The following is a 25709-nucleotide window of genomic DNA, read 5'->3' on the forward strand; positions in this document are numbered from 1 at the left end:
AACTCGTTATATGTGCATAAAAATACACGTTTATCTGAAATAATTACGGGATAAACGCATGTTTTTATCAATTTTATTCCGTGGACCTATTTTGCATTTGTGAATTGAAAAGCCATTACTTAATCTGTTGCTAATTTAGCAAAGGAAACTTTGAACAGCGTTGTTTAAAAATAATGCAACAGAGAACACCCTTGATTAAATTTCAGCAGCTCTCTTTAATTGCCTTAGGTTTAAGTTGAAAGGGTTCACATAATTATCAAATAATAAATACCCCTGGTTATTTTGAAAGTATGATAGCTAGTATAAATAAGAAATAGAATAACTAAAAGAAAGATTTAAAACCAATAGCAATTCATAATGTATTCTGATGTACTCTAAAACGGCATAATTGCGAAAATACATTGTTTTACATCGTTTTTAATTGTTGTACTTCGTATTTAAATATTTTTTCTTGTTCTTAATTGTTGTTCTTTGTATTAAACTGTTTTGTATTTAATTGTTTTGCAATGTTTTAAATTGTTGTACTTAGTTTTTTTTGTTTTGTATTCAATTGTGTCGCATTGTATTTAATTGTTGTACTTAATATTTAATTGTTTTGAAACAGTGTACCCACAACAATTTTTAATGTCGATAAGTTAATTTATTCAATTTTTATTTTTAAAAATTTTGGGATATATCTAATTGTAAGAACTATAAGGCTTAATCCTAATACGTTCAAAAGTATTTCGGGATCTCCAAAAAGTTTAATATAATGTAATAATTCTTCATCATAGTAATATGGCATTTTTCCCTGAAAAACACCTGAGAAATTGATAAGATCAAAATAATATCTATAAAAATTTGAATTTCGTACTTGTGAAAAATCTCCAAAATGTAAAGCAATAAAGACTGCTACTAAGCTAAAAATAATGCTTAGCAAGAAATTTTTCAAGAATTTTTTACTTATAACAATTGTAGTCTTTTCCATTTGAAAATTTAAATTTATTATTTTCTTTCTTTTTTATAATAAAGGCTTGCCAAAAGTCCAACTCCAACTATAACATCTATAATGTTCCAAATACCTTTCCCTAAAGCTATTTTAATGAACGGCTGGAATAATAATGCTAAGCTGCCATAAATAAAGAATAAAACAGTATTTTTTTCTTCGTTAGCTTTATAAGCTAAAATGACGAACACTATTAACGCAGAAAAGCGAACAAATTGATAAAAACCATATGGCATATCGAGTAGGCATAGAAACAATAGAATCGATAATAGAATTTTAATATATCTCGTATTAATTTTCATTTATAAAAATCTATTTTTAATCAACCCTCTTTTCAAAACGGCGTCTTGTTCTTTTATAAGCAGTATATTCCCATTCTGAGTCAAATCCTTCCCAAAAGACTCTAATTTTCTTCCCACCATCATTGTAGATTAAAAAGGTAAGGTCATCGAATTTGAAATACATGTTATTTTCTTTGTTAAAGGTGCTGATATATTCCGTTTCATTATCAAAATATTCTTCGAGTATTTCAAATAATTCAAATGCTCTCTCCTTTTCAAAATTTTTAAAAGCATAGGCTTGATAAGAGACCCCAGACTCATTCCAGCGGTTACCATAAAAACCAAGTATCAGACCGTTGATGTTTTTTTGCTCGCAGTTATAGACTAAAGAGGTTAATTCACCAGACGAGGCTGCCGCTAAAGGATCAATGTCAAATTTCACAAGATTTTCGTCTACTCCAAGAATTTGAGTCATAACGTAGCTTTTGGCCTTATAAAGTGCTGCATCCTTGCTAAATTCTTTAGCGAAGTAAAGACCTGAAGTTTGAGAATACTGGGCATTTATATTACATGTAAGCAATATTAAAGAGAGGACTAGTAATTTTTTCATAATAGATTTTTGGATGAGTTTTAAACTTACAACATTCCAGCGTAAATTTTATAATACGCTGACATTTAAGTTCAATAAAAAGTCTGAGGAACTCTATGAGAGATAAAATGGTTGCCGTTGCTGATTTTGATTAAAATATAGAGTTATTATTATTTCAATCCTGAAGGAGGTAACGGAGGTGGTGGAGGTATAAATCCAAATTTGTCGTAAACCAATCCTGTTTTATCGATATAGGATTTATATCCAGAAAGAAACCAGTTATTAATTTCTTTTTCCAGGGTAATCAATTCTGTTTTTCTATAACTTACAGTTCCATCATGTAACGAAATATTTGTTTTTAAAACAAAGTAATAATCAGATCTATTAAAAGTTTCGCCCATTCTCTTAGGTAAATCTTGGCATGCAAAGACGATGAGCTCTAATTCTTTGGGATTATCAGTAAGATAATAAAAGGGAAGCATGTAAGTACTATCATTGGGATTCTCATAAAATTCGATTCTTTTTCCAGAATTCACATTTCTAAAAGACTTTAAGTCAGATTCAGATAAATTGAATTTTTTAGCAAAAAAATTTTTGTTGAAGGTGTATGCAAATTGAAAAAGGGATTCTTGCGCATCTTTATGTATTCTATCAAATTCTTTTTGTGTGAGCTCCTGAGCATTTACAAATTGTGTGAGTACAAAGGTTATAATTAACACAATCGTTTTCATATTTTAAAGGTATGGTATAAAATTTTATTTTGAATTATGTCAGGGCTAAGCTAATTCAATTTTAGGTAGAGACAGGTTTAAGGAATTGTAAGTTTAGGTGTTTCATAAAGTATTTACTGGAATTTAAAAGCCGTTGCTTGATCCGTTGGTCGTTTTGCAACGGGCGTTGAAAAAGCCGTTTGTGGTGCCGTTGTCTTCATCTCTTATTCATGATAATATGAAAATATGTGCATTTCAGGCGTCATTTTTTCGTTTAGGATATTATTCTTGAAGAAATAATAGGAATTAGAGATAGCATTGAAAGCTATTATTTTGACCAATTAGTTGTGAATTCAGAAATCAAAAAAGTATTTATATAGCCACCTTCAAACTTATGTTCATTTGTAAACATTGTGTACAATAAGACATCCTGGTCCTTATCAACTTCTTTCAAGAAAGGTTCGATCAATTGATTTTGGATGCCCAGCCATAGGGTTAGGTCGTTAATCTTAAATTCAAATTCTTTTGAAACTAAGCCGTTGAGTATTTCAGCGCTGCCAGTTTGCATTTTTAATACATTCCTCATTGAATTGAGATTTTTATCTCTGAGATTTCTTGATCGGCCTGTAAATTTTGCAAGAAACCGATATGATCTCAACGCTATATAATATTGACCTTCATCAGGATCAGCCTCTACTTTTTTAGCATATTCTTTTTCAGTTTCCAGAACATTTGAAACCTCTACTAAACGATAAGTCTCATCCCAGGATTCGAAGCCGTTTTGACTATAAATTACTGATGAGCATATTAAGAATAAAAGTGTTATGGTTTTTTTCATTGGTTTTGGTTAATATTTTTCATGGGACTTGGTTATAGGTAATGTCCCGAAGGGTATTGCGTATAGGTTATGTTAGGGGTAAGGTTTTTAATTTTCCTGTCCATGGAACATTCATTTCTGCTTTACTTGCATAAATTTCTTTCGAGCAACGATTGAAATAATTAGAGTCAAAATTCAGAATACGCAATAATGTCATTTCGATATACCAAATGAAAAGCTGTAAAGCTTCATATTTTGCTTTGAAATGAATTTGACTTAGTTTTTTTCTTTTCTCTACTTGAGAATGGACAATTGCGTTTCTTATATAAACAATTGCTTCTGGTGCATCTGAAACGTTATCAGTTGATTCAATAAATGCTTGCAAATTTGTAAAACCAATAGGACTTTTATAATCTATATTCGCTTGAGACAGTAATAATCGAATCTTGTTAGATGCGCTGATATTTTCCGTGTCTTTACCCAAAAGCATTCCTTTCTGTTCTATTATCCACCAATTGTATACTAATTCCAGAGCGGTCTGCGCTAGAATAATTGAACCTTCCGAAAACCCAGCATGACCATTTGCTTCTACATACCAATGTATCAAGGAGGTTAGGAAGTTTTTGTCGTCAGGGTCATGCCAAATTGATTTAAAATTATTCCACAAATCATTGAGCCCAACAATTGAATGACGGGGTGGCCAACTTTGTACGAATTTATAAGGGTCAACAAAGTAGTCAGTGTAATCACACCAAATAACCTCTTCATCGTGGATTCCTTGGATAAAAAGTGCAGATGTTCTACGTCCGTTCAGAAATGATAAAAATGTGTCCAGGCAATGGAAAACTTCCCTTGTATTTTCGTGCATAAGAGAGCCTTTTTTACAAGTCAATTCGCCAGCATAAAGGACTATATAGCCACCTTTTTCTTCCAGCGAACCCTTACGGTTTTTATAGTCATTAGCTTTGTCAATAGTAATTATGTAATTATCGTCTTCGAACCTAAGTCTGCTCATTGAAGTCGAGATAGTTTTTTCAGAAATGGTTTTAACAGTAAGCCCATGAAATTCTCGAAGGTTTGGAATGGAAAATTTTATTTTCTTTACTGCAATTGATTTATCACCAAGGACTGCTTGATTAGACAATGTTCCTTTTAGATGAGAATCGTTATTAAAACTACCAAAATTAGTATTAGTAATAAATGCATCTCCAAAGTCTAAGTTATCTATGATTAATTTGAAAGTATCTGATCCATTGGTAATTTCGAATAATTCATTTGTGTCCAATTTTGGCTTGCCTGAAAAATGCGCACCTGAATTTGGAAACCAATCAAAAGTAATATTACCGTCAATTTTTATTTCATGTTGTTTGTTCTTAAGGCTGAACAAACCTTCATAAATATTTATTGGATGATTAGCTTGATGCATATCGACAGATATCGGATTTATTTCTGGAATATCCTTGTGCATTTCTAATAGTTCATACTTAGTCATACGTTTCGTGTTTTTTGCTTACCCCTAGCGTCTCGTAAAAGAAAAATTGTATGCTGCGTCTGATTTTTCGCAAGAAAATCAGACGCAGCAAATACACACATAGTTTCGATTCGTAACAGGCTTAAGCATTTTTTTTATAAATTGTTGTGCGCTGGCTTTTACTCCGTCAAATTCCGCTTAGAACTGCTTATCCAATAATTTTGTTTATAAATCGTTTAATTAATTAGAATTTCTTATTAATCATCTTTGTCCATTTGATGTTTATGATAACTACATAACCTGTCATTTTCATCAAAATCCAAAACTTCGTTAAAGGGTATTTCATCAGAGCAGATTGTACAAGATTCAGTTCCATATTCCTCAACTATTTTTTCAAGTCTATATTTCTGTTTAGGTGATAACTTGGCGGTTCCATTTTCTTTTACGAAGGCTAAAATTCCTCTTTCTGCAGCATCATCGATCATATCTCTGTTGATTAGTCCGTTTACGAAATCATCAAATTCTACATAGATGAATTCTCCATCACGCTCTGCCATTTTCAAATCATTTATAGTGTATTCTGGTATTTCCATAATTTTTAATATTAGTTATTGTTTTTTTTAGCTTGCCCACAACGTTTGGGCTATGCGCAGTGTCCCGAAGGGCATTACGTATAGGTTTTGTTGTGTTCAGTTTTTTATTTCTACAAAATTTGATTGTTTCATATTTGAGAATTTATCGATACCTATCCATTCAAATACTTTGATTGCAATTTTTACAGACTTCACAGCGCCAGATTGAGATATTTCAAGAACTTTATCTAAATTAGGGTTTACTGGGGCTCCCCAATGAACAATTTTATTCCTTGTTGTATAAAGCTTAATTGTGTCTGCATAAAGTCTTTCATCAGATTCTAATAATGATTTCCCCATGAGATATAAAGGTATTTCGTGGAGCAACTTTTTAAAGTCGGTTCTATCTGTTAAAACTTTAAATATTGGATCTTTAATATTCCCTGATTGTTCTAAAAATCTATATTTCTTGGTATGCTTTGATTTACTTATTAATTGTTCGTAGAAATCATCAAATGACTTCGCTAGCATAGACTCTATTGCTATCGCTGAATACAATATAGCTTTTCGGTGTTCTTGTTTATTTCGATCATTTATGGCGTCAAGCAAAATCTCTTCATGTACAGGAATAATGAATTGTTTTTGAGATAACCTTTCTGCGCTTTTTACATCATCCCACGTAATCATTGAGTTTAAATAATCCTGTCTAATCATCATGCTTGTGGTATGCCCTTGAGTTTCGAAAGTACCTTTCTTGATAGTGGAACCATAGTGCATTGAGTGAATTGATCCTTCACTATTTAAACCAAATTGATGACTTGTATAACGTAGATATTTGAAAAAATGAGTCAGTTCTTTCCAAATCTTCTCATGTTCACCTTCTGAAATAGAGGTATTTGTTTTGAAAATCAAACCAGTTGTTGAAAGATGTGCCGATTCATTTATTACCGTAACTATTTCTTGATTTAGAAATTTTTCATCACTATATGCTCTGCCAAAATGATATGGATTCAACAATTCTAGATTAGATGCAGATTTTAGTTTAATCCACTTATTAGATAGTGTTTTTAAATTCCACGATAACTTAGGACCAGATATGAAGAGGTATTTTTTCATTCATTTAATTGAACACAACTAATATATCATCAAATATATATAACTTTTTTTAACTTTCTCTTAAGTGTATGAATTAAAGCTTTATTGATTTTTTATATTTAAAACATTAAAATGAAAAAGCCGTTGATATATCTCAACGGCTCAAATTAAATTATATAGTGCTGTCCTATTGAAAAAAAGCATGGCCTTTAATTTTGCTAAAGCGTTCTCTGCTGGTTGACTTGATGTAGGTGAAAAATGATTTCTCAGTTGTGTGTCCTGATATCGTCATGATGTCTGTAGGTTGCATCCCTGCATTATAAGCATTGGTGCAAAAGCTTCGTCTTGCAGTATGGTTTGATACTCTATCGTATTTCGGAACAGAGGTTACCAAAGTTTTCCCACCTTCAGTAATTTTCATTTCAACAGGTTCATTTAAGCCTGCAGCTTTACATATAGGTTTGATATAAAGATTAACCTTGGCGTCGGATACTTTTGAAGGGAAATTATTATCGTATTTTTCTAAGATGTCCTGGAGTTCCTTCTTGATTGGAATCTCAACTCTTTTCCCTGTTTTCTTATTTTTAATCGCTATCGCGGTCATGGTTTGTCCAGCCTCTTCAAAAGTCAAGATATTACTTTGATTAAGTTCAAGTAGGTCTGAAACTCTTAAGCCAGTGTGACAGCCAATGAGAAAAAAGTCTATGCAGCGTTCCAGGTAGTTTAGGCTGGGTTTTTTAGTATTCTTATCAAAATAAGCATTGTCCTTGTTTTTCAGTACTTCATTTAAGTCGACTTCAGCAATTTTCTTTATTTCTTCTTCTGTGAGATAGACATTTTCAACTTCTTCAGTCGGTTTGGTAAAAGCCGATTTTGTATAATCTAGGCTTCTGTGGAAGTCTCTCTCAAAGGCATCGTGCATGACCGCTTTTATATTTTTGATAATGGTGCCTTTATAGTTCATGCTATAGTCATTTTCACTCATATAGCTTAATAGTTTTTGGTGAAAACTGAGTGTGATATCATCAAACGTTAACCGCTTTTTATTTTTTTGAAAACGTTCCAGAAGCTCTTTGGTATTTCTTAGTGTTTTGAGTGTGCCTTTGTTATATGGTTTTTTGGTTTTTGGTCGAGGATGCTGTTTATAAAAATCCAAATACCACTCAAAGTATTTAATAAAGTCCTGGTTCTTCTCTTTGGTTTTAATCTCATCAATATCTACCTCTCTTTCAGTGATGACGCTCTCCATCCTTGATTTTATCAGCTCCTTTGTCAGCTCTATTCCTTCGTTAATATGTTTTGAAATTAACTTGTCAGCGGCACTATCTAGTAATTTGAGTTTGTCATTTGTTGACGCGGCATCTTCTTGCTTACCGACTTTAATCTTGTTATTACTTCTATCCCAATTAGTTACATCTAGTACTTTATAGGGGGTGTAATATTCTATCTTTCTATGTTTTCCAAAATTGAAAATGAGCTTAATTGTACCTGTCCCAGATTTATTTTTTTTGATGCTGAATCTTGAATTTGCCATGTGATGAGTTTGAATAATGGTTTCATTAAAAAAACAATCAGAGGCGTGCTTAGAGGCGTGCCCTGAGGCGTGCCCAAATTTAATTTATATTTTCTGATTTGGATCCTATTTTCAAAACAACTTTATAACTAATTAAAATACAGTTAATTAGGAATTGAATATTTTAATTATATTGTTTTATAAATAAAATGGGATACAAATAAACGAATCCTGCCGAGGTCACTTTAAAGAGTAACAACTCTTATCAAAACCATGCAATTCTTAGGAACTGCGTGGTTTTTCAGGTTTTTAGGCAGTCATAGCATTTGATATGATTTGAATCAAAATGTCTGCAATTCGGTTACCAGATTTTCAAAGTGTCTGTACTGCAGACACTTTGAAAAATATTGATTTTGATGCACTTAAGTTGATTTGACATTCGTCCAAATGAAGTTTAACTCTAAAAGACGACAACGATGCGCACAAAACACACTTTCTCAACCATGTTCTGCCAACAAACGACCAGAGCTGTCAATAATGAGGCTGGACCCTATCTACGCATTACTGTAGATGGCAAAAGATTAAATGTTAGCCTGAAGAGGCGTATTCCTATTGACCTCTGGGATCGGAAAAGGAAAAAAGCAAAACAGGTCAATCAATATCCGGATGAGTTGAAAAGTAAGATATTTCAGATTTATCAAGAATTGAAATATCGTGATCAGTTAATCACTGCTCAGATCATTAAAGCAAAATTTATATTCTAATCGGTTACGCTAAATTGCAACTCTCTTACAGTGATATTATCAGTATTCGTATTATTACGAATGAAAACTTCAATATAATCCCCAGATACCAAGTCTATTTCGCTATTTAAAGTGATCTGAAATGACTGATCGTTTGAAAGGCTAGACGCGGTAGCTACAGGTGAAACCGCTGGTACTGAATCGTTCTTAGCAATGGCAATTGAGAAGCCAGCATTATTCTTTGGAGCATTGGCACTTACCACCACAAAGATTTTGGCTGTAATAGGATCTACACCACCATAATAGATTCTGTTATCTACATTTGAGGAGAACCTTTGTTGCCTTATGACAGTAGTGACGCCTTCAATTTTAACAAACACGTCTTGGGTTGCAATAGTTGTTTCGGTAGTATTGCCGCTGAAAAAAATATAACTAAAGGCTCTGGAGTCCGGGATATTTGTGTTTTGACTCATATTCCATCCTAGGGAATAGGAATCTATACCTTCTAAAGGATTTTCGACATCTCTAAACAAGTTTGTTGTTAATCGTCCTTTGTCTATTTGAGCGCCACTATTAATCTTTAAACCAACGGTATTTTGTCCACTATAAATAAAGTAATTGTTGGATAAATCTATATCCTGAGCATTTAGGGTCGAGGTCAATTCTATACCTGCTCCATTGGAAACCCCTACTATAAAATTATAACCAGAGGTGAATTTTCCCACAGTTCCATCTATTTTTACGCCATTGGCGGTATTCCAGTAGTTTTGAAGAATAGTAATCGCATTGAATCCCGAAATCGTTCCAACTCCTGAAGAAGGTCCCATAGCGTCAACTACCGAGCTTCCTGAAAAGATATTACAGAAATTTGAAGGACCTCCTGTAAAATCATAGGCTTGAGTGGAAGTACTTGCAGGCACAATGGCTAATTCCTTAATATATACATTAGTTCCACTACTTTTTAACACAGCTCCAGATACTGCAGAAATTACCATGTCTTTTTGTGGGTCGGTACCTCTTAGCCCGGCGCCGTTCATCAAAATGTAATTTGTACCAATATCAACCGCACCAGAAAAAACATACATTTTTGAGCCGTCCAGTGAAATTTCGCTACCATTTGGCGTTGGCAAATCAGCAAGGGAATAGACATAAACAAGATTGGAATCTGGAGAATAGGCAAAGGATTTCCAGCTACTATTGCTATAGATATCCAGGGTATTGTTGGTCGTGTTGTAAATTTGCAATCCATCTGCAGGCGCAGGATCTGCTATAGCGTCTCTTTGGGCTAAGGTCATTCTGGGAATTAATAGCCCCTGGTTCGTTGATTCAATATCTAATATAGAAGTAGGATTTGGATTTAAAGTGCCTATCCCAATCTGAGCATAACCAAGATAAAAACTTAACAGTGCAACTATAAAAAATAATTTTGTTTTCATATGACTTAATTAATAATATTGATAAGTGTAATAGTATGACAATTACTTGTTTTAAAAACCAATTAAGCCAGATATTTACATAGTTCTATTTTTTAGTTTTTTATAATAAAAACCCGCTATAAGTAATCCAGCGATTAGACCAATGATTAAATAATCATCAATAGGTGCTGCTGTATCCACATTAGTATCTCCATCACTTGGCATGAAAGGAAGATCTTGAAATATTAGATAAAGTAGCAAGTTCATTAGTATTATCATTTTAAATTATATTCTTTTAATATAAAACCTTCGAGTTAATTCACTTCTTGACAATTTTAAATGTATTTGTAATGTTACCTTGTTTTATTTTTAAGATATAAACACCTGATGAGAAATTTAAATTTGTCAATTTAAGTGTTTTCCCGGTATTTTCGTAAGTTTCTTTTTTCAGCAAAACTCCGTTTATAGAAAAAATTTCAACTTCAGTTTTTGTATTTTGAATTCCTTCTGAAAATTGAATAGTTAAATAATCGTTTATTACAGGATTAGGGTATACGTTTATATTAGATGAAAATTGATCCTCAATACTTAAAGTTGAATTTTCAAATACTAATGCAAATCTATCTTCAGCTATAGACTCAGGAACTAAAGCATCAACGCTAAAATTAATTAAATCTTGATCATTAAGGGTTGTATAGTTGTCTAAATACTTATCCCATAGCATAATACCGTCTGGCAAAGAGGATAAACCCTCTAATTCTATACTAAATACATATTCATCTTCCGCTAAGTTGAATACAGATAAATTTATTACTTCATCCAGTTGACTAGGTGTTTTTCTATTGTTAACGCTCAAAAAAGTGTCCTCCAATGTTATTGCTAAACTCTCTTCTGCGTTAAATAATTTCATACCATCATAATCATCTACATAATTATTATACTGGTTATCAAATCTTACTATAACACCATCGTAAGCAACATCTGTAAAAGGAGTTGAATCGACATTATATAAACCGATACGTAAAAAACCATCTGGAGTTGAAGCTGCATTGGTCTCTACTGAAAAAGTTTCAGTTAGACTTCCTTGGCCAACTTTGTTGGCCTCATTGAAAGTTATAGATACATCTCCACTTACATCATCCTGGGTTTGAATAAATACAGATTGACCAGGCTGTATGTCTTCGGTAACATTGCTTCCAGTTACGCTAGGTTGAGGGTCGGCAAGATTGCTTATATTAACGTATTGGCCAGAAGTAAAATCAGTTTGAATCCATATCCAAAGTTGATTTTTGAAATAAATATTTGAAGCACCAATTACCTGATTCATATCAACAGGAGCCTGATAGGGGTTGGCAATAGCTATAAAGGATCCATTAGAAGGTGCGTTAAAAGTATTAGACTTCATACCAATATGGAGTGCACCTGTCTGTTCCAGTGTAGTTTCCGTTTCAGCTGTATCATTTATTTGTAAATTAATACTTCGATCTCCTCTTATTAAGATAAGATAAGGTTCAAAATTTAAAAGTTTTAAAGCATTAGTATTATCAATAGCAGCCCATTGCTGATTTGATACATTAAAGGTGTACATTGAAGGAAAATTTGTACCGCTTTGGTCAAAACCATTTATCTCTGTTCCCCCAGTAATATGAGTACCAACATTCGGACGATAGCCTGTTTCACCAGGATTTAAACCATTTTGTTGCCAGTTTTTAAGTATAGATTCCTCTGTAGCGACAGGACTTGCCATCATTCGCCATCCTCTTTTAGCAGGAATAAAACGTTCTACACGAATGTTATTTACAACACCCGCATTGCTCTCTGGAACAAGAGCAGTATTCTGTATACTGGTGCTTTTTAACACGATCTTGTCTCCAGCTTCTAATGTTCCAGAATTTGAAGTAAAAGTATTTGTTATGTTTAATAAACCTCCAGTTACAGTATAAGTTCCACTGTTTTTAGCTAGTTCTACAAATTTGATAGTATCATTATCTCCAAATATCAAATTTTGATCACCGTCTGCCCTCGTAGTGTTACTACCCAAATGTAATATAGCATCATTTAGGGTTAAGTTTCCGGTAGAATTGTCAAGACCGGCGTCAATATATAAGCCACCAGTTGCTACAGGATCAAATATTATTTCGCCTTTGTTCACTAACTCAATGTCAGCGTAAAGATTAGTTTGACCTTTAATAGAAACTTGTGTGCCATCACTAACAAAAAATTGACCTTGCATGGATACAAAAACACAGAATAAAGAAAATGTGAAGAATGTTTTAATAAAAATCAATGATTTTAAGATTCAGATCTATGATAATCAAATCTAATCTAATTTTTCTTAAAATAACATATTTGAATTAAAGTAAGTTATTTATTATGTGTAATAGGTAGGCTCCCCTTTTTTAAGACACCTTAAAATTCGATAAATAATTATTATTTAGGTCAGATTTGATGGAGAAATTAAATTCTTCATCTATTATGCATAGAGTTTATTTATTTTTTCTTTTTGGATTAATTTCCTGGGCTTCTTCTTTGGTTTTTCTGACGATTTCATCCATTTCATTGGCTGAAACTCTAAGCTGGTCTAGCAAAAGCATCAGGTTATCCATTTTATCTTTTTCTAATTCGATTAAATTGATGATGCCCAAAATTCTTGATAAGGGCGCTCCCATCACATGAGATTGAGTCCAGTTAATATTTCTGAGTTTCTCGTTTCAATTTGCTTCACATATAGACGCAGGTCGACTTCTAATCTTTTACGGTTAATTTCTGAACCTATGAATAATCCCAGGTTATTCATTAAACCGCAAAATTTATCTAAGCTAACATCGCTTTTTGTAGTACCAATGACCAACACCCCGTTAATTTGGTTTACCAGATAAGCTTTTCAGCAACACATTGGGGTCTGAAAATACTTCCACTTCATGATCTGAATTCAGAAGAAACTGATGACGAAGGATTTTTGAATACCACAAGTCAGCTTTAATTATATAAATCTTATACTTCATAGCTAAAAAAGCGGTTTAAAAAAAGCAATGTAAAGTTAACACGATTAGAATCTACATGCATCTATTTAGCCTGGATAACGCAAAAGGTACGTTTTCCGTAAAATGCTTACGTTTTTCGAAAACCTTAGGAAGTACAAATTTTAAAACCAGTTGCTAATCTGTAGTTTAACATTTAGGTGTAAATCTTACTGAATTGTTTTTTGAAAAAACTAATCCTAATTTAATGAAGCCTCCCTTTATTCTAACTGATGATCATCGGCATTTTTATGAGTTTATGTTTTCTAAATTAGTGAGAAATGAAAGTATTGTCAAATTAAATGAACCACATCTTTAAAAGTCACGTATGTACAAGTGGGCTAATATTGGTCCTAATAATTATAAATAAGTTTTTAATATGAAAAAGATTAAAGTTTTTTCAGTTTTAGCATTAGTGTTGGCTGTGCCAATTTTCATTGCCGCCGATCACGTTGATGCACCAGGCGTGGCAGGATCCTCAGCAGATATCGCTGATTATTTTGCTTTTGAACCAACACCCGGATCAGATCACACGGTTTTTATTGTTGATGTTCAGTCCAATGTCTTACCCAGTTTAACTTATGGTGCATTTGACGAGGATGTGCTGGTTGAGATCAACATCGATTTGGATGGTGACTTGGTAGAAGATCAGGTTATACAAGCCATTCCAAGAGATGGAATCATGTATTTCTTCGGCCCATTTAACCCATCATCAACAGGTCTTTCTAGTCAGGTAGCCTTTGAAAATGCCTTAGGCTCTGTCGAAATTTCTGGCACAACTGCTATTACAACGACCACTAGCAATGGAGTTTCACTATTTGCAGGTCCAAGACAGGATGCTTTCTACTTCGATTTCAATCGATTCAATGAAGTAATTGCCCCTTCTCCTTCAGACAATTCTGGATTTAACGTTCCCGGAACAGACACTTTCGATGGTTCCAATACTTTGTCTATAGCTCTGGAAGTTCCAAACGCTTTATTAGGAAGCCCAAGTGCACAAAATGTTATAGGAGTACCTGTGTATAAAACCTGGGTAACGACAAACAGAAAACAATAATAAATCAAATTTAAAAAACATAGAATTATGAAATTATACACTATAAAATTTTTATTTACAGCAGTGTTTGCCAGCTTTTTATTAGTTGGATGTAGTGACGATGACAATGCTATAAATCCTGCACCAACAGAAGATTTTAGCGGAACTTATGAACAGGTAGATCATATGGGCAGACCAGGAATCAATACAGTTCTTAGCGCAGATGCAGATATTAAAAACACCCACAATGTAACCCTTCCTTCTATGATGCAGGGGGTTTTTCAGGAAGCTTTTGAAGCACGTTTAGAAGCTCTTCACGATGCCTACGCTATTGCTTTGGGACTTACTGCCGCTGATGTAGATTACCAGCCCAATATTTTGGGAGATATCCTGAATGGTTCTGAACCCACCTCAGAGTCTAATCCTAATCCGGTATCAGCCACAGTTCTAACGACTGTATTAGCCAACGATGTCTTGGAAGTTGCACCAAACGCACCGACTACGTATTTTGATGCGGGAAGCGGAGCTCCCAATTTTGAAGGTGCCATAGGTTTTACAGGGAGAAGACTTCAGGATGATGTGATAGATGTTTCACTTATCCTATTATTTGGAGGAGAATCTGGAGCCAGGTTTAATGGTCAAAACGGTTTACCTCAGTTAGTTACAGATGGAGTTTCTCTTACTGCAAATATTTCTTCTGCCTTTCCATATGCAGGAGCACCAGAATAAGTATTTAATTTTATTAAAACGGTCTCAAAATCTTTATTGTCGTCCTGCATCTCAAGTAATTGATAATCAAATTATTTAGATCTTGAAACTACCTAAGCATCGGGACAGACTGACAATTTGGATCTTTTGAGATCGTTTCATTTCAAATCTTATCACTATGAAAAATATTACGCTTTTATTGTTTGGTTTTTTACTGATTATAAGTTGTAAAAATTCGACTTCTGAGGAAGACAACCCAATTGTTACACCTGAGGATTATAACGCTTTTTTAGCGGTTCAAAACGCAAGCACAACCTCTCCTTATTTCGAACTATGGAATTCAAAAATAACAGCTGACAGCCTTGAGTTGGCAAGTTTTACAGCAGTAGCAGGACAGTACACCGGGTTTTTCAAGTCTACTGGTCGTATTGCTTTCCTTAAAAAAGCAGAACAATCCCTTGAAAAAGCGGTCGAAATTACCAATATCGATAAAGAAAAATACTACAGATCTTTAACTAGGAACTATATTTCCCAGCATAGGTTTAAAGAGGCTTTGGTTTATGCCGATTCTGCTGCTAGCCTGTCTAAAAATATCCCTGCAACACAGCATTTGCTTTTTGATGTTCATGTGGAATTGGGGAATTATACCAAAGCAGACAGCATTAAAAAAAGGTTTGCAGATCCTTATGATTTCGATTATATCATAAGAGCGGCTAAATGGAATGATTACCAGGGAAAACTGAATCTGACGATAAATTACATGGAAAAAGCGAAAGAAAAAGCAGAAGAAGGTAAAAACCGAGCAAAGCTTCTATGGGTGTATTCTAATCTGGCGGATTACTATGGGCATGATGGAAATATCCAGGAGAGTTATGAGCACTATTTAAAGACCCTGGAAATTGATAGTTCTAATGCCTATGCTAAAAAGGGAATCGCCTGGATAGCATTTTCAAAAGACAAGAATAGTGATGAGGCAAACCGCATCCTGAATTCTGTGTTAGCTGGTCACGTCACTCCAGATTATTATTTGCTAAAAGCGGAAATAGCTGAATTTGAAAAGAATGAGAATGCGAAGAAAGAGGCCATGAATTCCTTTTGGAATTTAGTGAATGATCCTGCGTATGGGAGTATGTATAACACCTACAAGATTGAGTTGCTGTCAGAAAATTCTGCCACTCAACAAGAAGCCTTGAATTTAGCTGAGCAAGAACTCAAAAACAGAGCAACTCCAGAGACTTACCAATTGCTAGCCCTGGCAAATTTGGTGAATGGGCATAAGGAAAAAGCCCTGGAACTAATTGAGGTTCATGTGGCTGATAAGACCTTTGAACCCACAGCTTTGTTGACAATGGCAAAAATTTACAAGGCCAATGGGATGCCTGATAAAGCTGGGGATATAAAAGAAGAATTGTTGGAAGCTGGTTATGAACTGGGTCCGGTAAAATTAAAAGAGATTCAGTCCCTTTAGTTTTATAAAATCACTTGAAATAAGTATAAGAGCTTTATAGCCGAATAGACTTATCAGAAACCCGCAGCAAAACTTAATTTAGTCAGTTTTTATCCGTTTTGCAGGTTCTATGCATACATCTAAAGAAGCACCTGTTAATAGTTCTGGGATTACCGACTAAAAAAAACCTCTGCCAGGGATGACAGAGGTTAAATGAATTGAATTTGACCTAAGTTTAGAAGATGATTTTTCAGCTGAGAAAAAATATGCGCTTCATCAATCCTAAATTGAGTCGTTTACTATGCATGCTTAAAACTTCCGACAACGTCCAGGTTTTTGTCCTGAGGAGATCCTCCTCTTCAGGCTTAGGCTTCGAGGAACGTGTCTGGAAATTCGTCAAACAAATTAATAACAGAAGGCCTGGTAAAGGCTTTGCGCACAACTCTATTCAGTGATAGAATGGGTTAAGTGAGCGACTAGGTTTTATCTTATATGAAATTCAGAAGGTGTTCTGTAGCTTCTTCAGAAAAAATGCCCGAATAGTTCATAGCTATGCTCAAGGGATCCATATGAAGTAAAAATCGACTGGCGTTATCATCAATATCTATTAAAGGATTGAAAAGAGCTCCACTTATATGTGGAAGAAATGCCTCTAAATCTTTGTCAAGAATGTTTTCCAGATTATGCTGAATCATAAGTTCGGGTTTGGAATCCAGTATTTTTTCAAGAAAGACTTCAGATGAGGTTTGCAGTAAACCCAGATAAATAAGGTCTGGATGGATCAGGTTTTTGTATTTAAGTCTATAATTTTCAATAAGATTAATTCGTTTCATAATAGAGGTTTAAGTATGTAATGGGGTAAAATTTAGGATGATAACCCTTTTAAAGTTTTATAAAATTAACCATAATTCCATCAATACGCAAAACTCCTCCCTCTTTTCAATTTAAATACACAGCGTCGGTTAGTAATTTTTACTTATTATTTGTAATTTGAGCCTCTATATAATCAAATTCCTTTAAATCTATGACTCCAAATAAGTTTATTTACCTGGCTTTCATTTCGGTTTTATGTTTTACCTCCTGTAAAAAGGATAATTTTCCAGAGTTTAATACCTGGGTGCCTTATGATGAAACCGGCTTAATCGAAGCCAATGCGGATAATGAGTCCCAGCGATTACGCTATAAATTGATTCAATCTAAAGTTACAGACAGGAATGACATGATGAACACCATCATTTCTCAACTCGATGGCTTTTCAGCAGACAGATACCTAGAACTTAGCCCCTTTATTTTAGACCAGGAAATCGAAGTCCTGCAGAACCAGATTTCAGAAGGTCTTTTTACTTATAAAGAATTATCTCAGTGGTATTTATATAGGATTGCTCAATTTGAAAGCAACAGGGACTTAGCTTTAAATGCCATGATTTCAGTCAATCCTAATCTGGTAGCTCAGGCTGAAAAATTTGACACGGGGTCTTACGCCAGTAATCACCCCTTACGTGGGATGCCCATCATTGTAAAAGACAATATCAACACAGAATCTATGCCCACAACAGCCGGATCGGTCGCTTTATTGAACAACCAAACAGAAAACGATGCCGAAGTTGTAGCGAACCTGAAATCTCATGGCGGTCTTGTCCTGGGTAAAGCAAATTTGAGTGAGTGGGCCAATTTCCTTTGTGCAGGTTGTCCAAACGGATATAGTGCTGTAGGTGGACAAACCTTGAACCCCTATGGGGTAAGAAAGTTTGATACGGGTGGGTCGAGCTCTGGTAGCGCCGTGGCTGTTGCTGCAAATTACGCCGTGGCCGCCGTTGGTTCTGAAACCTCCGGCTCTATTTTGTCTCCCTCTAGTCAGCAGTCTGTGGTGGGTTTAAAACCTACCCTGGGCATTCTTAGTCAGGATGGAATTGTGCCTATTTCGAGTACTTTGGATACGCCTGGACCTATTACCAGAACCTTAACAGACAATTCGATTCTCTTTTCTGCTATGGCTTCTCCCAGGAGTAAAACCTCACCTTCAAAAGTACCCTGGCAAATCGAAGTTCGAAAAGACTTAACCGGTGTTCGACTTGGAGCATATCAGGCTTATTCGCAAAATCCTTTATACCAGCAAGCTATTGAAGATTTAAAAAAATTAGGTGCTGAGATTGTCGAAATCAATCCTGAATCTATGAATTTTGAAGGCTTTACTGAACTGCTAAGCGGTGATATGAAAATAGATTTAGAAAACTATTTAACAGTCTATGCCTCAGATGAGGTGGAGGTTAGAACTGCTTATGACGTGATGCAGTTTAATCTTCAGGATACAATGTTAAGAATTCCTTATGGGCAAGCCAGGTTTGAGGGTATTGAAGAACTGGACCTAACCGAAGAAGAGCTTGTGGAAATACGGAGAAACCTTTTGCTGGCCGGTATCGAATATTTCGAAAAGCCTATGCAGACTCATAGCCTGGATGCGGTTTTATCTATCAATAACTACAATGCAGGACAGGCGGCGGCTGCCAAATATCCAGCCTTGACGGTTCCTATGGGGTATACGGCTGAAGGTGAACCCCAAGGGCTTACGTTTATAACAAAGCCTTATCAGGAATCTGATATCTACAGCTATGCAAAACTTTACGAACAGGCCTCTCCAAAGAGAAAATCTCCGGAATTATACGCTAATTAAATGCCTATACACATGAAATATTCAACTATTCATTTTTTAGTTTTTAGTCTTTTTCTATGTTTTACGAGTCAAATTCAGGCTCAGATTGCAGAAGATCATTTTGGTTATATGGATCTTTTTGATTTGCAAATGGTATCCAATCCTGCCATTTCTCCGGATGGAAAGACGATTATTTATGAAAGACATCAGTTTGACGTCATGACCGATCGGCGACTGGTCAATCTCTGGCAAATTTCATTTGACGGTACAAAGCATTATCCGATTACTACAGGAACCGAATATCATGGCAACGTGACCTGGTCTCCTCAGGGCGATAAATTTGCTTTCACCTCCAATCAGGAGGGGGCCAACCAACTCTATGTGTACTGGACAGCCTCAAATACCGCAGCAGCCATAACTAATTTTACCGAGAGCCCTTCCAGTATAAGCTGGTCACCAGACGGCTCTCAGCTTTTATTCAGCAAGTTTGTTCCGGAATCTTCGAAAGCTGTTCAGGCCAACCTGCCTAACCCACCTGCAGGTGCTCAGTGGGAAGAAGCTGCCGATGTCATAGACAAGACCGTTTACAGACGTGATGGTGGCGGTTATGTTCAGGATGGGTATCGCCATCTTTTTGTGATTTCTGCTGAAGGGGGAACTGCACGCCAATTGACCTCCGGTCCTCACCAATACGGGTCGCCTTCCTGGGGGCCGGATGGTAACCACATTATCTATACAGTCGATAAATCTGAAGCTGCCGACCTCGATCCCAATAACGAGCAGATCTATCAGCAAAACCTGATCACCGGAGAAGTAAAACAACTCACGAATGCCCGCGGCCCCTATTATTCTCCGAAGATTTCTCCGGATGGTAAATATATCGCATATACAGGCTTCAAAGATGAATTTGTAGGCTATCAGCTCACCAAGCTATATTTGATGGACAGAGAAGGGGGGAGTATTCAGGTTTTATCTGAAAACTTTGCTCAGGATATATCTTCAATCACCTGGGCACAGGACAGTAAGTCTGTCTATTTTAGATACGATGAGGAAGGCAACAGCAAAGTTGGTAATATAGATATGAGTGGCAATGTCATCAGCATAGCACGGGACCTGGGTTCAGCCAGCATAGGCCGGCCTTACGGCGGTGGAAGTTATTCCGTTTCCAATAAAGGATATGTGGCGTTTTCTCATGTGACCCCTTCTACACCTTCCGAACTGGCGGTAGTTGGAAACAAATCCAATTCAGATCCCAGACTTTTAACCCGGTTAAATGAGAACCTGTTAAAGTCAGAGAAATTAGGTGAAGTCAAAGAATTTTGGGTTGATTCTTCTGTAGATGATTTTAAAATTCAAGGCTGGGTCATCACACCGCCGGATTTTGACTCTTCTAAAACCTATCCCTTAATCCTTGAAATTCACGGAGGCCCTTATACCAACTATGGCTCTCGCTTTTCACCGGAACTGCAGTTTATGGCCAGTAAAGGCTATGTGGTGGTGTATACCAATCCACGGGGGAGTACAAGCTATGGAGAAGACTTTGCCGCTTACATCAATCACAATTACCCCAGCGAAGATTATAACGACCTGATGGATGCTACAGATTATGTGATCGATCAGGGCTATGTAGATACAGATAACCTGTTCATAACCGGTGGAAGTGGAGGCGGAGTGCTTACCGCCTGGTCTATTGGTAAAACCGACCGTTTTCAGGCGGCTGTTGTAGCCAAACCAGTCATAAACTGGTATAGCTTTGTATTAACCGCAGATGCTTCTCCGTTCTTTTCCAAGTACTGGTTTAAAGATATGCCATGGGAATCTCCTGAAGATTATTTGAAGTTTTCTCCAATTTCGCTGGTAGGCAACGTAAAAACACCAACCATGTTATTAACGGGGCAGCAGGATTACAGAACGCCCATGAGTGAAACCGAGCAATATTACACGGCTTTAAAACTTCAGGGGATCGAAGCGGTGATGGTTCGTATTGCAGGCTCCGGCCATGGCATAGCAGGTAAACCAAGCAATTTGTTCAGGAAAGTGGAATATATCACGAATTGGTTTGATAAGTACAAGAACTGATTCGGGGATTGATTTTATATTTTGAACCTGCCTGCCCGTCCAAATCACACAGGCAGGTTGAAATCGAACCAGATTTGAAATCCGATAGAGAATCATTATTTGTTTAATAAGTAATAAAATAAGGGTGAAAACTAGGTTATAAGCCAATTAGTTTTCACCTTTAATGCTTTAATAGTCTATGCCTCAAATCACCACACTTACGATTTTAACTTACCAGGGATTCACTGATAAATTCTGGGCGTTGTCCATGATGCAATTTGGTCATCGTTATATGAAATCCGTTAAAGGATTGAGTTTTTATAAATTACTGGGCAGTGGAAAGGAAAATTTTAATCCATTTCCAGACTGGAATGTGTACGCTGTGTTGCAGGTGTGGGAGAATAAAAGCTTCGCTGAAGATTTTTTTGAAACTCATCCCCTGAGCGAGGTGTATCAGAAGCATGCGCAGAAGATGGAAGTGCTTTATCTGGAAAGCATTCAGGCCAGAGGCCTGTGGAATGGTAAAAATCCGTTTCAGTCGTCGGTTTTGCCTAAAGACATTGGCGAGGACGATCAAATTGCAGTGATCACCAGAGCCAGTATTAAAACCAGCCAGCTTTTAAAATTCTGGAAATTTGTTCCCGAGTCTCAAAAGCCTCTGGAAAATGCGAAAGGCCTGGTGTATACAAAAGGATTTGGAGAATTGCCTTTTGTAGAAATGGCCACGTTCAGTATTTGGAAAAATATGGAAAGTCTTCAGGCGTATGCCTACCAAAGTCATGAACATATCAAAGCCATCCAAAAAACAAGAGCGCTAGACTGGTATAGCGAAGAACTCTTTTCAAGATTCAGACTTCAGGACAGAGTGGTGTTAAGGTCTTAAGTGTTGAACCCGCTTTTTAAATGCCTCACAAATCCTTTGATAAAAGGAGAGGAGCTCAGGTTCATGATGATTTTTAAATCCTCCTGAAAAGAGGACTGCTCATCCAGAAACCTGAAGATGGTCTGGATAGAATTGTTTTTATACATCCTATAAAATAACTCTTCGCCAAAGTGGTTTTCTTTGGTAAGAACTTCCAGAAATATTTTGTCGTAATGCTTGTATTTAACCGGCGTTGAATCCTTATAAAACTCCTGTTTCGATTTCAGGAATTTGATGATGTTTTGGCTCTTTCGTTCACAATTCTTAAACGAATAGCCTGAAGAAGCTTTTACCCAGCCCCCTGCAGTACCAATTTTGATGATGTGTTTCTGGTTATAATCCTCAAACGGAAAATTAGTCATTGGAATAATGCCTTTTTCAGTTTCAAGAATGCTGTAGTCGTCAGTCTGAAGATGTTCTGAAATGTATTTTTTTAAGTAGTCATCGTAAGTAGATTCCTCGACCACCTCCGGACTGAAGTAAGTAAATTCAACAAGGGCTTTGGTAGGTGAGAAAGGTAAAATGTAAGTAAAACTTGTGCTTTCCCCATCTTTCAGATCGAAGTCCATCATGGTGAACGTAGAGTCATCGAAAACAGGCGTTTTCGTTTCTATGATCCATCCTTTAAAATGCTGAGCAATATTGAGATAATTATCATCTTTTAAGGAGTAACTCTCCGGAACGCGAGAATCGAACACCAGGTCTGCTTTATAGTTTTGTTGATCGGTAAACACCACAGCTCCTTCATCGGCCTGCATGATTTTTTGAACCTGTTCAGTTTTCCAGGTGAACTTAGGTTTTGGGAGTGTTTTTTTGGCGTGATCGTAAAAGTCTGCAGACCTTAGGGTCTTATAGCTGTATTTCTTCAGATGGAGAGGGATATATTCTCCATTAGCCTTCACAAGCCCTTTATCCCAGGATTTTGAGATGATGTCATCCCAGTTCCCTTTCCCTTTTTCCCAGAAACTCCAGGTTCTGTCGTTCTTGTCTTTGACATCTTTATCTAAAATCAGAATAGACTTATCTTCAAAAAAGGCGTCAACAGCCATAGCGAGAGCTAGATTCAATCCAGCTGCACCAGCACCCACGATGATATAATCATATTTAATAGTAGACATAGAAGTAGATAAAAAATGCGAGTTGAACCAGATAGAGGTGAAAGGAAATCAGAAAATTACCCTTGAGTTTGGCAAAATGAAAGATCAGGAGAAAAATGAAAGAGATGATACCCCAGGCTATATAATTATCCACCGGAGCATAGCCCCCGGTAAATTCCCAAAAATCGAAAATGGGTGCAATTTTCTCCATGAACAGGTCTAAAAACAGCATCATAAATGTTCCCAGCAAGGACTTCAGGAAAATGTTATCCGATAATTTATTGGCCACAGCGCCACATATAAAGGTAAGCATGGCCCAGTTTACGCCAATAAGCAGGGGGACACCAAGGATTTTGGGTCCGAAGTTGTTCCCGTAGGCATATTCGCCAAAAAACAATCCAAAGGTGACGCCCAGGTATTCAACGAAGACGCCTAAGAAGCCAAAGAGAAAAAATAAAGCCCACTTTTTGATGGAGTCCATCGGGAAGAAAAAAATAAGGGCCAGAAACATAATCAGAAGGTTGAGTGCCGTCCGGCTTGCAAACCAGTCTTGAAAACCTAAGCTGATCCCTATGATTCCGGAGATATGAAAAAGCCAAAGAATACCAATGGCAATAAACACATATTTATTTTCGCTATACAGGCTTTTCATGAGCTGGGCTTAGGCTTGTGGAACTAAATCGGAAACGATTTTGGCAGAGAGTAAGCATAAAGGGATACCACCGCCGGGATGAACACTTCCACCGCAAAAGTATAGGTTTTTTATCTTGGAACTAAAGTTTGGATGCCTTAAAAAAGCGGCAAATTTGTTATTGCTTGAAGTTCCATACAGCGAACCCTGAAAAGATGAGGTTGCCGCTTCGATGCTTTCAGGGGTTTCTACATGTTCAACTTCAATATGATTTTCAATTTGGGTGCCGAGACAGGTGTTGATCTTAGCAATCACTTTTTCCCGGATATATGTGGTTTGTGCAGCCCAGTCCTGACCACAGTTGGTAGGTGCATTCACCATAACAAACCAGTTTTCAGAACCCTCGGGTGCATCCGCTTCTACGTCCTTGACAGTGATATTGATGTACACTGTAGGGTCGTCTGTGAAGTATTTCTTGTTGAATAGATGGTCGAATTCCTTTGAGTAATCTTCTGTAAAGAGGATGTTGTGTAAGTCGAGGTCTTTGAAGCGTTTATTAATTCCCCAGTAAAATATCAATGCTGAGCTCGAGCGTTCCTGATCCAAGGTCTTTTTGGGGGGTGTAGCTTTTTTTAATAGAGAAGAATAGGCGGAGTATACATCCATATTGCAAACCACCAGATCAAACTCCTTTTTTTCCTGGTTTATCTGCAGGCCTTTTATTCTTCCATTTTCGTAAAGAATTTCATCCACTTTTTGACCGAGGTGAAAATCAATTCCAACTTCCCTGGCCAGCTTAGTAAGACTTTGAGAGATATCGTGCATGCCGTGTTTTGGAATAAAAGCGCCATAGTTCATTTCCAAATGTGGTATCATAGACATGATCCCAGGGGTCTTATAGGGAGAAGAACCATTGTAAGTGGCAAACCTGTTGAAAAGCTGAACGAGTTTTGGATGGTCAAAATACTTTTCATTGACCTCATTGAGGCTGTCGTCCAGGTGTAACTTATTCAAATTTAGAATCGCTTTTACCGTATCCTGTGAAAGATAGGTGCTGAACTTGTGAAGTGATTTTTCTAAGAATAAGCTCGAGGTGAGCTCATATTTGCGTTGGGTACTTTGAAGATAATCGCTGAGGTGTTTCGCGGGTTCATCAAATGCTTCAGCAGCCTCTTCTATGAATTTTTGCTTATCGGCTTTTACCTGAAACCGCTGACCATCTTCCCAGAAATAATTGCAAATGCTTTCTTTTCTTTTATACTGAAAGTAGGATTCAGGGCTTTTATCAAAAAGCCCGAACAATTCATCCACCAGATGAGGCATAGTGAATAGTGAAGGACCGTAATCAAACCTGTAATCGCCTCTCCGAAAACTGTGGAGTTTTCCACCGGTGTAGTTGTTTTGTTCAAAAACTTCGACCTCGTATCCTTTGGCTTTAAGCCTTAATGCTGAGGCAATTCCGGCGATACCGGAACCAACAACTGCAGCTTTTGGTTTCATCTCTATTTGTTTTTTAGAAATTTGGCGGGAGGTATAAGCATACCAAAGCACTCACCGTCTTCTTTGCCTAAATGTTTGTGATGAATCTTATGAGCACGTCTTATGCCTTTGGCATACCAGTGGTCGGCTTTGCGAAATAATTTGAAGCGCTGATGTATAAAAATATCGTGAACAAGAAAGTAAGCCAAACCATAGCCTGCAATACCGGCTCCGATAGCCACAGCAAACTGAAACTCGGCGACCATAAAAAAATACATGCTAACCACAGCGTAAAACACAAAAAATAAATCGTTGCGTTCCCACCAGCTTTTGTGATTTTTATGATGGTGATCTTTATGGAGAACCCATAAAAAACCGTGCATAACGTATTTGTGCGTGAACCATGCCATAAATTCCATTCCCAAAAATGTTGCTATAAATACAATAATCCAAATCAATATATCCATATG

At 36.4% G+C, this 25709-nt stretch carries 25 protein-coding genes and 1 pseudogene; 7 read left to right on the top strand and 19 right to left on the bottom strand.

Annotation, left to right across the window (positions count from 1 at the left end; genetic code table 11):
- Positions 1-640: 640 nt before the first annotated feature.
- The 9 genes from G3567_RS02610 to G3567_RS02650 form a co-directional block, all read right to left on the bottom strand.
- Positions 641-967 (bottom strand): hypothetical protein, encoded by a 327-nt coding sequence (locus G3567_RS02610; RefSeq protein WP_164003776.1) that lies wholly within the window; start codon positions 965-967, stop codon positions 641-643.
- 17 nt (positions 968-984) lie between these two features.
- Positions 985-1287, bottom strand: coding sequence for a DUF6804 family protein (locus G3567_RS02615; RefSeq protein ID WP_164003777.1), 303 nt, complete (start codon positions 1285-1287; stop codon positions 985-987).
- 16 nt (positions 1288-1303) lie between these two features.
- Complete coding sequence (locus tag G3567_RS02620) at positions 1304-1876, bottom strand: hypothetical protein (RefSeq protein ID WP_164003778.1); 573 nt, start codon at positions 1874-1876, stop codon at positions 1304-1306.
- Positions 1877-2025: 149 nt separating this feature from the next.
- On the bottom strand, positions 2026-2586 hold the full coding sequence (locus G3567_RS02625; RefSeq protein ID WP_164003779.1) for a hypothetical protein: 561 nt from the start codon (positions 2584-2586) through the stop codon (positions 2026-2028).
- 307 nt (positions 2587-2893) lie between these two features.
- Positions 2894-3403 carry a hypothetical protein gene (locus G3567_RS02630; protein WP_164003780.1) on the bottom strand — a complete coding sequence of 170 codons (510 nt, stop codon included), beginning with the start codon at positions 3401-3403 and terminating at the stop codon, positions 2894-2896.
- Positions 3404-3470: 67 nt separating this feature from the next.
- A complete protein-coding gene (locus G3567_RS02635) occupies positions 3471-4874 on the bottom strand; it encodes a hypothetical protein (protein ID WP_164003781.1) in 1404 nt (467 codons plus the stop codon).
- Positions 4875-5110: 236 nt separating this feature from the next.
- Positions 5111-5446 carry a hypothetical protein gene (locus G3567_RS02640; RefSeq protein ID WP_164003782.1) on the bottom strand — a complete coding sequence of 112 codons (336 nt, stop codon included), beginning with the start codon at positions 5444-5446 and terminating at the stop codon, positions 5111-5113.
- 96 nt (positions 5447-5542) lie between these two features.
- Positions 5543-6541 carry a hypothetical protein gene (locus tag G3567_RS02645; protein WP_164003783.1) on the bottom strand — a complete coding sequence of 333 codons (999 nt, stop codon included), beginning with the start codon at positions 6539-6541 and terminating at the stop codon, positions 5543-5545.
- A gap of 166 nt (positions 6542-6707) precedes the next feature.
- Positions 6708-8054, bottom strand: coding sequence for a tyrosine-type recombinase/integrase (locus tag G3567_RS02650; RefSeq protein WP_164003784.1), 1347 nt, complete (start codon positions 8052-8054; stop codon positions 6708-6710).
- Positions 8055-8509: 455 nt separating this feature from the next.
- Between G3567_RS02650 and G3567_RS02655 the strand changes: the two genes are divergently transcribed.
- Complete coding sequence (locus tag G3567_RS02655; protein ID WP_164003785.1) at positions 8510-8797, top strand: Arm DNA-binding domain-containing protein; 288 nt, start codon at positions 8510-8512, stop codon at positions 8795-8797.
- On the opposite strand, the gene G3567_RS02660 is transcribed toward G3567_RS02655, so the two are convergent.
- The 5 genes from G3567_RS02660 to G3567_RS02675 all read right to left on the bottom strand — a co-directional run bounded on the left by G3567_RS02660 (position 8794) and on the right by G3567_RS02675 (position 13196).
- Positions 8794-10212 carry a hypothetical protein gene (locus tag G3567_RS02660; protein WP_164003786.1) on the bottom strand — a complete coding sequence of 473 codons (1419 nt, stop codon included), beginning with the start codon at positions 10210-10212 and terminating at the stop codon, positions 8794-8796. The genes G3567_RS02655 and G3567_RS02660 overlap by 4 nt on opposite strands.
- A gap of 75 nt (positions 10213-10287) precedes the next feature.
- The gene (locus G3567_RS13535) at positions 10288-10416 is read right to left on the bottom strand and encodes a hypothetical protein (RefSeq protein ID WP_262887108.1); all 129 of its coding nucleotides are present in this window, start codon (positions 10414-10416) and stop codon (positions 10288-10290) included.
- 94 nt (positions 10417-10510) lie between these two features.
- Positions 10511-12478, bottom strand: coding sequence for a T9SS type A sorting domain-containing protein (locus G3567_RS02665; RefSeq protein WP_164003787.1), 1968 nt, complete (start codon positions 12476-12478; stop codon positions 10511-10513).
- Between the two features lie 199 nt (positions 12479-12677).
- Positions 12678-12860 carry a hypothetical protein gene (locus G3567_RS02670; RefSeq protein WP_164003788.1) on the bottom strand — a complete coding sequence of 61 codons (183 nt, stop codon included), beginning with the start codon at positions 12858-12860 and terminating at the stop codon, positions 12678-12680.
- A 189-nt stretch (positions 12861-13049) separates the two neighbouring features.
- Complete coding sequence (locus G3567_RS02675; protein ID WP_164003789.1) at positions 13050-13196, bottom strand: hypothetical protein; 147 nt, start codon at positions 13194-13196, stop codon at positions 13050-13052.
- A 394-nt stretch (positions 13197-13590) separates the two neighbouring features.
- On the opposite strand from G3567_RS02675, the pseudogene G3567_RS13445 reads away from it, so the two are divergent.
- The 3 genes and pseudogenes from G3567_RS13445 to G3567_RS02695 all read left to right on the top strand — a co-directional run bounded on the left by G3567_RS13445 (position 13591) and on the right by G3567_RS02695 (position 16857).
- Positions 13591-14976: pseudogene (locus G3567_RS13445) on the top strand (DUF4331 family protein).
- Between the two features lie 157 nt (positions 14977-15133).
- Entirely contained in the window at positions 15134-16423 is a 1290-nt protein-coding gene (locus G3567_RS02690; protein ID WP_164003792.1) for a tetratricopeptide repeat protein, read from the top strand.
- 245 nt (positions 16424-16668) lie between these two features.
- Complete coding sequence (locus tag G3567_RS02695) at positions 16669-16857, top strand: hypothetical protein (RefSeq protein WP_164003793.1); 189 nt, start codon at positions 16669-16671, stop codon at positions 16855-16857.
- Positions 16858-16890: 33 nt separating this feature from the next.
- Here G3567_RS02695 and G3567_RS02700 read toward each other — a convergent pair whose 3' ends face one another.
- A complete protein-coding gene (locus tag G3567_RS02700; protein ID WP_164003794.1) occupies positions 16891-17235 on the bottom strand; it encodes a hypothetical protein in 345 nt (114 codons plus the stop codon).
- 191 nt (positions 17236-17426) lie between these two features.
- Here G3567_RS02700 and G3567_RS02705 point away from each other — a divergent pair, with 191 nt between their 5' ends.
- The 3 genes from G3567_RS02705 to G3567_RS02715 all read left to right on the top strand — a co-directional run bounded on the left by G3567_RS02705 (position 17427) and on the right by G3567_RS02715 (position 21993).
- Positions 17427-19073, top strand: a complete 1647-nt coding sequence (locus G3567_RS02705; protein WP_164003795.1) for an amidase family protein — start codon at positions 17427-17429, stop codon at positions 19071-19073.
- A gap of 12 nt (positions 19074-19085) precedes the next feature.
- The gene (locus G3567_RS02710) at positions 19086-21131 is read left to right on the top strand and encodes a S9 family peptidase (protein WP_164003796.1); all 2046 of its coding nucleotides are present in this window, start codon (positions 19086-19088) and stop codon (positions 21129-21131) included.
- A 178-nt stretch (positions 21132-21309) separates the two neighbouring features.
- Positions 21310-21993: a DUF3291 domain-containing protein gene (locus G3567_RS02715; RefSeq protein WP_164003797.1), complete on the top strand. Its 684-nt coding sequence runs from the start codon at positions 21310-21312 to the stop codon at positions 21991-21993.
- Here the strand turns inward: G3567_RS02715 and G3567_RS02720 are convergent.
- From G3567_RS02720 to G3567_RS02735, 4 genes are read right to left on the bottom strand one after another with little or no spacing between them, the layout of a single operon-like run.
- Positions 21990-23150 (bottom strand): lycopene cyclase family protein, encoded by a 1161-nt coding sequence (locus G3567_RS02720; RefSeq protein WP_164003798.1) that lies wholly within the window; start codon positions 23148-23150, stop codon positions 21990-21992. The two genes, G3567_RS02715 and G3567_RS02720, sit on opposite strands and share 4 nt — an antisense overlap.
- Complete coding sequence (locus tag G3567_RS02725; RefSeq protein ID WP_164003799.1) at positions 23137-23781, bottom strand: carotenoid biosynthesis protein; 645 nt, start codon at positions 23779-23781, stop codon at positions 23137-23139. Before G3567_RS02725 ends, G3567_RS02720 begins: the two co-directional genes overlap by 14 nt.
- Before the next feature lie 9 nt (positions 23782-23790).
- Entirely contained in the window at positions 23791-25260 is a 1470-nt protein-coding gene (gene crtD, locus G3567_RS02730) for a 1-hydroxycarotenoid 3,4-desaturase CrtD (RefSeq protein WP_164003800.1), read from the bottom strand.
- Between the two features lie 2 nt (positions 25261-25262).
- Entirely contained in the window at positions 25263-25706 is a 444-nt protein-coding gene (locus G3567_RS02735) for a sterol desaturase family protein (RefSeq protein ID WP_164003801.1), read from the bottom strand.
- Positions 25707-25709 lie beyond the last annotated feature (3 nt).

Origin of the sequence: Psychroflexus aurantiacus (genome assembly GCF_010820555.1) — a bacterium.
GTDB lineage: Bacteria > Bacteroidota > Bacteroidia > Flavobacteriales > Flavobacteriaceae > Psychroflexus > Psychroflexus aurantiacus.